The organism is Clostridium sp. CTA-1, assembly GCF_054768215.1.
On sequence record NZ_BAAAAP010000016.1, the window covers coordinates 68,292 to 77,544 of the forward strand.

Consider the following 9,253-nt stretch of genomic DNA (forward strand, 5'->3'; position numbering starts at 1 on the left):
AACAGAAGTATTAACTTGACAAAATAATTGGAACTGATAAAATAAAATTATTAAATTGACATTAAATCAAGCATAAAGGGCAGCGGCAAGGCTGCTCTTTCATTGTATTTAAGACCCTATTTTGCTTATTAAGGTGGTGCTTTATATGATTTTAGTTTTAGATGTAGGAAATACTAATATAGTTTTAGGTATATATAAAAATAAAGAATTAATAGCAAACTGGAGATTGGCTACAGATAATAAAAGAACAGCAGATGAATATGGAATACAAGTAATAGAATTATTTTCACATAATAATTTAAGTTTTTCTGATATAGAAGGGGTAATTATATCCTCTGTAGTTCCTAATATAATGTATTCTTTAGAACATATGATATCAAAATATTTTAAGATAAAACCTATAATAGTAGGTCCTGGAGTAAAAACAGGTATAAACATAAAATATGATAATCCAAAGGAAGTTGGAGCAGATAGAATTGTTAATGCAGTAGCAGCGCATGAAATTTATGAAAAACCATTAATAATTATTGATTTTGGAACAGCTACTACATTTTGTTCTGTAACAAAAGAAGCTAATTATTTAGGAGGAACTATATGTCCAGGAATAAAAATTTCTTCAGATGCTTTATTTGATAAAGCAGCTAAATTACCAAGGGTAGAACTTGTAAAAACTCCTGGGGTTATATGTAAAAATACTGTAGCTAGTATACAAGCTGGAATAATTTATGGTTATGCTGGGCAAGTAGATTATATAGTGTCAAAAATGAAAAAGGAAATGATGGCTTTAGGGGAAGAGGAACCTTTTGTAGTTGCTACAGGAGGATTTGCTAAACTGATTAGTGAAGAAGCAAAAAGTATTGATGAAATAAATGCTATTTTAACATTAGAAGGATTAAGAGTAATATATGAAAAAAATAAATAAGGTGATTATATGAATATAGGAAATCTTATATTTCATAATAATGTATTTTTAGCACCTATGGCAGGCTTTACAGATATAGCTTTTAGAGAAATATGTAAAGAATTAGGATGTGGTTTGGTTTACACTGAAATGGTAAGTGCTAAAGCATTATATTATGGAAGTAATAATACAACGGAATTATGCGTAATATCAAATAAAGAAAAACCGGTAGCCTTACAATTATTTGGCCACGAGCCAGATATAATGGCAAATGCAGTAGAAATTTTCAATGACAATAATGATGTATGCATATTGGATGTAAATATGGGATGTCCAGCCCCTAAAATAGTTAAAAATGGTGATGGTTCAGCCCTTATGAAAGACCCTAAATTAGCATCGCAAATAATAAAAGCTATGAAAAAAGTAGCTAAAAAACCTATTACAGTTAAATTTAGAAAAGGTTTTGATAAAAATAATATTAATGCAGTAGAGTTTGCCAAAATAATGGAACAATCTGGAGCTGATGCTATAACTATTCATGGTAGAACAAGAGAGCAAATGTATGAAGGAAAGGCAGATTGGACAATAATATCAAAAGTAAAGAATGCTGTAAGCATACCTGTAATAGGTAATGGAGATGTATTTTCGGCAGAAGATGCTATAGAAATGATAAATAAAACCAACTGTGATGGTGTAATGGTAGGCAGGGGTGCTCAAGGTAATCCGTGGATATTTAAACAAATAAATGAAAAAATTAAGGGAGAACATGTATATTATCCTACTTCACAAGAAAGAATAGACATATGTATCAATCATTATAAAAGAGCATTAGAATATTTTGAAGAACATAAGGCAGTAAGAGAGATGAGAAAACACGTAGCAGTATATGTAAAAGGTCTTAAAAATTGTACTGATATAAAGGATAAAGTAAATATGGAAAAAGATTCTCATAAAGTGTTAGAAGAATTAATTAAATATAGGGGAACATTAAGGGAATTTTAAATAAATATTTACATAAAAATATATTGTAATCAATTTTTATGGTGAAATAATGATACCTATAATAGATATAAACTCTAATATAATAAAAGACTATAATAAAAATAATTTTATATTTAAAATAAAAGATGAGTTCTTAACACACTTTAGAGGAAATTATTTCATAGAGGAACTAAACTTAGTAATATCCAAAGTGAAAATATCTCCAAATTTTAATGAAAAAGCTTATCATAAAAATATAAAACGAAGTATAAAATATTCAAGACATAAAGATTTTGTATTAGCACCAAATACCTTTAGATTCTTAGATTATTATTTGTTAAATAGTTTTCAAAAGGAATTATTTGCTTTATCCGTATGTGAAAGTATAAAAACTATATTAAGGTTAAAAGGCAAATCCATAAGAAATAGTTGCATAGTAGTATTTGATGCAAAAGAAGAATATGTTTTTAATATTATAAATTATATTTCTAAAGAAGCAAAGTATATAATATTAGTTTCTGAGGATTTAAATAAATTAGCAAAACTAAATGATTATATAATAGCTAATTATGGAATAACGCCTATTATAACTAAAGATATAAAAACTTCTTTCAGTAAAGCAGATTTTATAATAACAAGTAAAGATTTAGAAATTATAAAAGAAATACCAGTATGGTATATTAATAATAGTAAAATTTATAAAAATAAAGGCAATTGTAATATAAATAATATAACCTATAAAGTTCCATGGAAAACTAATTTAAATTTTAATCCAGAGTTATTAGGTGCAATACTTTGTCAAATGGATAAAAAGAATGTGGAAGAAGCAATAAGATATAATGGTATTGTATTAGATAAAATAATGTTTAATGAAGATATAGTAAAAATAACTAGATAAAAGTAAGGAATACTGAAATGTTGACAGGATAAAGTACCTGTTTTATAATTACTTAAATGTTTCTTTTATGTTATAATGTTAAGAATGTATCATAATATATAAATAGTAACAAAATAAAGGGGAGAATAGCATGAGCGAAGCAAAAAAATATGTTATGACTTATGAAGGGGTAAAGAAATTAGAAGAAGAATTAGAATATCTAAAAACGGTAAAAAGAAAAGAAATAACAGAAAAAATAAAGGTAGCCCTTTCATTTGGCGATTTAAGCGAAAATTCAGAATATGATGAAGCTAAAAATGAACAAGCTTTTGCAGAAGGAAGAATAATACAATTAGAAAACATGCTAAAAAATGCTAGTATAGTTGATGAAAATGAAGTTCCTAAAGATGTAGTAAGTGTAGGTTCTATAGTAAAGGTTAAAGATTATGAATTTGATGAAGAGGTTGAATATATAATCGTAGGCTCTGCTGAAGCTGACCCTATGAATAATAAAATATCTAATGAATCACCAGTAGGGAATGGATTAATAGGTAAAAAAGTTGGAGATATAATAGAAGTAACAGTTCCAGATGGTGTTAGTAAATATGAAATATTAGAAGTTAATAGAGCATAGTATTGGAGGGAATTTATAGTGTCAAAGGAAGATAATGTGATGAACAGTTTTGAAGAACAGGCAAATGAATTAATGAAGGAAAGATTTCAAAAGTTAAAGGAACTTCAAGCTAATGGCAAAGATCCATTCGATGTTTATAAGGTTGAAAGAACTCATACTTCAAAAGAAGTAAAGGAAAACTATGAAGATCTAGAAGGAAAAACAGTTACAGTAGCAGGAAGACTTATGTCAAAAAGGGTTCATGGAAAAGCTGGATTTTCAGATATACATGATAGATATGGAAAAATTCAATTATACATAAAGATAAATGATGTAGGAGAAGAAAAACTTAAAGAATATAAGACTTTTGATATAGGTGATATAATAAGTGTAACAGGAACAGTTTTTAAAACAAAAACAGGAGAAACATCAATACACATAACAGATTTTCAGTTAGTTTGTAAATCTTTAAGACCACTACCAGAAAAATGGCACGGATTAAAAGATCCAGATTTAAGATATAGACAAAGATATGTAGATTTAATAATAAACCAAGATGTTAGAGATACTTTTATAAAAAGAACAGCTATAATTAAAGCAATGAGAGAATTCTTGGATAATAGAGGATTTTTAGAAGTAGAAACACCAATATTATCACCAATAGCAGGAGGAGCGGCAGCTAAACCATTTATTACTCATCATAATGCTCTAGATATTGATATGTATCTTAGAATAGCTACTGAATTATATTTAAAAAGATTAATAGTAGGTGGTTTTGAAAAAGTATATGAAATTGGTAAAAACTTTAGAAATGAAGGAATAGATATAAGACATAATCCAGAATTTACAGCTATAGAATTATATGAAGCTTATGCAGATTATAATGATATGATGGAAATAACAGAAAATATGGTAGCGTATATATGTGAAAAAGTTCTAGGTACAACTAAAGTTCAATATGAAGGAACAGAAATAGATTTTACACCACCATGGAGAAGATTAACTATGGTAGATGCTGTAAAGGAATATGCAGGAGTAGATTTTAACAGTATAAAAGATGACATCGAGGCAAGAACAATTGCAAAAGAAAAACATGTAGAGTTTAAAAAAGAATTAAAGGATTGTACAAAAGGTGATGTACTTATAGGATTATTTGAAGAATTCTGCGAAGATAAGTTAATGCAACCTACTTTTATTTGTGATTATCCAGTAGAAAACTCACCTCTTACAAAGAAGAAAAGAGGAAATGAAGCATTTACTGAAAGATTTGAAGGATTTGTATTTGGAAGAGAAGTATGTAACGCATATTCTGAATTAAATGATTCTATAGTTCAAAAAGAAAGATTCATGCAACAATTAAAGGAAAGAGAATTAGGTGATGATGAAGCTTATATGATGGATGATGATTTTATAACTTCATTAGAAGTGGGTATGCCACCAACAGGAGGATTAGGAATAGGTATTGATAGATTAATAATGTTCTTAACAGATACACATTCTATAAGAGATGTTATATTGTTCCCAACTATGAAACCACAACCTAATAATCAATAAATTTAAAATTTATAAATACATTGATTACATTTAAAAATGAATATTTTATAGATAAATAGTAAATCATTATAAATAATAATAAAAATAAATTAAAAGTAAATAATATACGATGATAAAGAAGAGTAATAATAAATATTATGAAGAGAGTCTGTGGTAGGTGAAAACAGTCAATGTTTATTATGAAGGGAGCTTTTGAGTATTTAATTAGAAAGTAGGGCTATAGCCAAAAAGGGTGGAACCGCGATTAAGTCGTCCCTTTGTTGCTATAGCCTTTTTTATATTAAAAATTTTATAAAAAAAATATTAGGGAGGTACTTTTTATGGCTTTAAAAAAAACTATGGATAAAGTGGTTGCTTTAAGTAAAAACAGGGGATTTGTATTCCCAGGATCTGATATATATGGGGGATTAGCAAATTCATGGGATTATGGTCCGCTAGGAGTAGAGTTAAAAAATAATGTGAAGAAAGCTTGGTGGAAAAAATTTGTTCAAGAAAGTCCATATAATGTTGGAATAGATGCGGCTATTTTAATGAATAGCCAAGTTTGGGTAGCATCTGGACATGTAGGCGGATTTTCTGATCCTTTAATGGACTGTAAAGAATGTAAAGCAAGATTTAGAGCTGATAAATTAGTAGAAGAGCATATGACAGAACAAGGTGTTGAAAAAGCTAGTGCAGATGGTTGGTCAAATGAAAAATTAAAACAATATATAGATGATAATGGTATAGAATGTCCAAAATGTAAAGCTAAAAACTTTACGGATATAAGAAAATTTAATTTAATGTTTAAAACATTCCAAGGAGTTACAGAAGATGCTAAGTCAGAAATATATTTAAGACCAGAAACAGCTCAAGGTATATTTGTCAATTTTAAAAATGTTCAAAGAACCTCTAGAAAAAAAGTGCCATTTGGTATTGCACAAATAGGAAAATCTTTTAGAAATGAAATAACTCCAGGAAATTTTACTTTTAGAACTAGAGAATTTGAACAAATGGAGTTGGAGTTTTTCTGTAAACCAGGAACAGATTTAGAATGGTTTAATTATTGGAAAGATTATTGTTGGAATTTCTTAATAAATTTAGGTATAAATAAAGAAAGTATAAGATTTAGAGATCATAGTCAAGAAGAACTATCTCACTATAGTAATGCTACATCAGATATAGAATTTTTATTCCCATTTGGTTGGGGCGAGCTATGGGGCGTTGCAGACAGAACAGATTTTGACTTGAAAAAACATATGGAACATTCAGGAGAAGATCTAAACTATTTAGATCCAACAACTAAAGAAAGATATGTGCCATATTGCATAGAACCATCTTTAGGAGCAGATAGGGTTGTTTTAGCATTTTTAGTAGACGCCTATGATGAAGAAGAACTAGAAGGTGGAGATGTAAGAAATGTATTGCATTTACATCCAGCTTTAGCTCCATTTAAGGCTGCGGTATTACCACTTAGTAAAAAACTTTCTGATAAATCACAAGAAGTTTATAGTATGTTAAGTAAAAAGTTTAATATAGATTACGATGAAGCAGGTAGTATAGGAAAAAGATATAGAAGAGAAGATGAAATAGGAACTCCTTACTGCATAACAGTAGATTTTGATACATTAGAAGATAATACAGTTACCATAAGAGACAGGGATACTATGGATCAAATAAGAGTTAATATAAATGAACTAGAAAAATTTATAGAAGATAAATTACAATTTTAAAATAAATCTTAGTAATAATATAATTTTATAAAATTTAATAATATATAAATTTTCTATTTAAATTAAAAAGCTATGAATTATAGAATAATATTATATAATTCATAGCTTTAATTTAATTATAATTATTCATTAAAAATATATATAAATTTTTTTATACTTTTAATAAATAATATATAAACGTTTTCATATACAAGCAAAAAAATCAGGTGAATCCGAATCACCTGATAGAATGAAATAGGGTTTAATCATGGGGATATGTTATATGTTTAAATAAAACTTGGGGAATTATATTAGATTCTTACGGCACGTAGAATATTATAACAGGTATAACGATGTTTTTCAACATAATATGATAAAAAATATTAAAAAATTTATATGGAAAAATTTACTGTCGAATATTAAAAATAATCTCTATGATTTTATTTGATAGCATAACATACTTAATAAAAAACTAAATATACCTATAAGAAAAGATATAAATTTAGACTTTAAATTTTTTTTTGTCCTCATTACTATATAAAAAGAGATAAAAATTCCAATAGGAAGGATAAAAAATTTATTTATAGTTATATAAATGTGACATAAAAACCATAAAAGTATAAGTTTGAATTTATAAAATTTTTCTTTGTCTTTTATTTCTGATATTGAAATATATATTAATGGTATTGTTAAAATAGATATTAGCAATGACATAATAACTCCTAATAAAATTCTTTCTATAAAATAATATGTTTTTTATTTATAATAATTACAATATAAAAGTATTTAAAATGTTTTATAAATAAATTAAAGTGATATAATATTAGGTGGATTAATACTTTGTTTGGAGGTTTATAAATGAAAAGCAATTTTTCTGAGTTTAAGGATTTTATTAAATATAAAAAAGTAGCAGTGGTAGGTATAGGGGTAAGCAATAGACCTTTAATAAAAATTTTAGTTAAGTTAGGAGCAAAAGTAACTGCTTTTGACAAAAAATATAGAGAAAAATTAGGCAGTATAAGTGCTGAATTAGAAGAGATGGGTGTAGATTTAGTATTAGGTGAAAATTATTTAGATAAATTAGATGGATATGATGTTATTTTTAAAACTCCATCTATGAGAATAGATAGATCAGAATTTGTTAAGGCAAAAGAAGCTGGAGCTTATATCACATCAGAGATGGAAGAATTTATAAAATATTGTCCAGCTAAGATTTTTGGTGTAACAGGAAGTGATGGTAAAACAACCACTACAACATTAGTTTATGAAATGTTAAAAAAAGAAGGCTATAAAACTTGGGTAGGAGGAAATATAGGGACACCTTTATTTGCCAATATTGAAGAAATGAAGGAAGATCATATGGTTGTATTAGAACTATCAAGTTTTCAGCTTATGACAATGGATGTATCACCAGAGATTTCTTTAATAACTAATTTAAGTCCTAATCATTTAGATGTGCATAAAGATTTTGAGGAGTATGTAGAGGCTAAAAAAAATATATTTAAATATCAAGAAAATAATGATTTACTAGTATTGAACAAAGATGATGAATTAACTAATAGAATGGAGAAAGAAGCTTTAGGAAATATTTTAAAGTTTAGTCTTGTAGAAAAAGTATATGATGGAGCTTGTTTATCAAATAATAAGCTTACTATACTAGGAAAAGAAGTTTGTGATTCTAAAGATATAAAACTTAAAGGTAGGCACAATATAGCTAACTTACTAGCTGCCTTTTGTATGGTAAATAAGTATGTATCAATAGATAGTATGAAATATGTAGCTACAAATTTTTCAGGTGTAGAACATAGATGTGAATTTATAAGAGAAGTTAATGGTGTTAAATATTATAATGATTCAATAGCATCAAGTCCTAGTAGAACTTTAGCAGGGTTGAATGCTTTTGAAAAGCCTGTAATATTAATAGCTGGTGGATATGATAAAAAAATACCTTTTGAACCTCTAGCAGAGGAAGGATATGATAAAATTAAAACTTTGATATTAATGGGAGATACTAAAAGCAAAATAAAATCAGCTTTTGAAAAAGTAATTTTAGATAAAAAGTGTAAGATAGAAATAGTTATGGTAAATAGTATGGAGGAAGCTGTAAAAGTAGCTGATGATATATCAGAAAAAGGAGATATAATAACTTTATCACCAGCTTGTGCTAGCTTTGATATGTATCCCAACTTTGAAATAAGAGGAAATGAATTTAAAAATATGGTAAATAGTCTATAAATATATGTAATGAAAATCCTATTAACTTTTAAATTTTAAGGTTAATAGGATCTTTGTTTATGGTTTGATAAGCAATAAAACAAATATTAGGTATTAACCTGTCCTGGTGTATCAATACACGAAAAAAGCTAAAAATTATAAAAAAATGTAGAATAACAAATTTAATTTATGAAAATTACATTTTTACAAGAAGAAGACAGTAAGAAATGTGATAGAATAAATCTCGTCCTTAAGACAACGGTTTGAAGGACACGAAAGTAACAAAAACTTTCAAAAACAAATTTGAAAAAAGTTCTTGACAAAGAACAACAAATTTGATAAGATATAAAAGTCGCTGAGGCGATGTGGTCTTTGAAAATTAAACAGAGAATTAACAAGAAACATTCTTGTAACAGCCAGTA

Annotated in this window: 7 protein-coding genes and 1 other annotated feature; all 7 genes read left to right on the plus strand. The window is 27.1% G+C overall.

Annotated elements, in window-relative coordinates:
* Positions 1-145 precede the first annotated feature (145 nt).
* Positions 146-922, plus strand: coding sequence for a type III pantothenate kinase (locus ACYUEW_RS13460; RefSeq protein WP_265203334.1), 777 nt, complete (start codon positions 146-148; stop codon positions 920-922).
* Between the two features lie 9 nt (positions 923-931).
* Complete coding sequence (gene dusB / locus ACYUEW_RS13465) at positions 932-1,903, plus strand: tRNA dihydrouridine synthase DusB (RefSeq protein WP_003488250.1); 972 nt, start codon at positions 932-934, stop codon at positions 1,901-1,903.
* 49 nt (positions 1,904-1,952) lie between these two features.
* A complete protein-coding gene (locus tag ACYUEW_RS13470; RefSeq protein ID WP_003488252.1) occupies positions 1,953-2,780 on the plus strand; it encodes a hypothetical protein in 828 nt (275 codons plus the stop codon).
* 130 nt (positions 2,781-2,910) lie between these two features.
* Positions 2,911-3,393 carry a transcription elongation factor GreA gene (greA, locus tag ACYUEW_RS13475; protein ID WP_003488254.1) on the plus strand — a complete coding sequence of 161 codons (483 nt, stop codon included), beginning with the start codon at positions 2,911-2,913 and terminating at the stop codon, positions 3,391-3,393.
* 39 nt (positions 3,394-3,432) lie between these two features.
* On the plus strand, positions 3,433-4,926 hold the full coding sequence (lysS, locus tag ACYUEW_RS13480) for a lysine--tRNA ligase (protein ID WP_205604054.1): 1,494 nt from the start codon (positions 3,433-3,435) through the stop codon (positions 4,924-4,926).
* A gap of 100 nt (positions 4,927-5,026) precedes the next feature.
* Positions 5,027-5,186: a binding site (T-box leader), on the plus strand.
* Between the two features lie 60 nt (positions 5,187-5,246).
* Positions 5,247-6,638 (plus strand): glycine--tRNA ligase, encoded by a 1,392-nt coding sequence (locus tag ACYUEW_RS13485; RefSeq protein WP_085333917.1) that lies wholly within the window; start codon positions 5,247-5,249, stop codon positions 6,636-6,638.
* A gap of 837 nt (positions 6,639-7,475) precedes the next feature.
* Positions 7,476-8,852 carry a UDP-N-acetylmuramoyl-L-alanine--D-glutamate ligase gene (gene murD / locus ACYUEW_RS13490; protein ID WP_460276917.1) on the plus strand — a complete coding sequence of 459 codons (1,377 nt, stop codon included), beginning with the start codon at positions 7,476-7,478 and terminating at the stop codon, positions 8,850-8,852.
* Positions 8,853-9,253 lie beyond the last annotated feature (401 nt).

Bases quoted from the DNA above. Each gene is read 5' to 3' on its own strand.
- ACYUEW_RS13460 (WP_265203334.1), top strand. From the start codon at position 146: ATGATTTTAGTTTTAGATGTAGGAAATACTAATATAGTTTTAGGTATA.
- dusB (WP_003488250.1), top strand. From the start codon at position 932: ATGAATATAGGAAATCTTATATTTCATAATAATGTATTTTTAGCACCT.
- ACYUEW_RS13470 (WP_003488252.1), top strand. From the start codon at position 1,953: ATGATACCTATAATAGATATAAACTCTAATATAATAAAAGACTATAAT.
- greA (WP_003488254.1), top strand. From the start codon at position 2,911: ATGAGCGAAGCAAAAAAATATGTTATGACTTATGAAGGGGTAAAGAAA.
- lysS (WP_205604054.1), top strand. From the start codon at position 3,433: ATGAACAGTTTTGAAGAACAGGCAAATGAATTAATGAAGGAAAGATTT.
- ACYUEW_RS13485 (WP_085333917.1), top strand. From the start codon at position 5,247: ATGGCTTTAAAAAAAACTATGGATAAAGTGGTTGCTTTAAGTAAAAAC.
- murD (WP_460276917.1), top strand. From the start codon at position 7,476: ATGAAAAGCAATTTTTCTGAGTTTAAGGATTTTATTAAATATAAAAAA.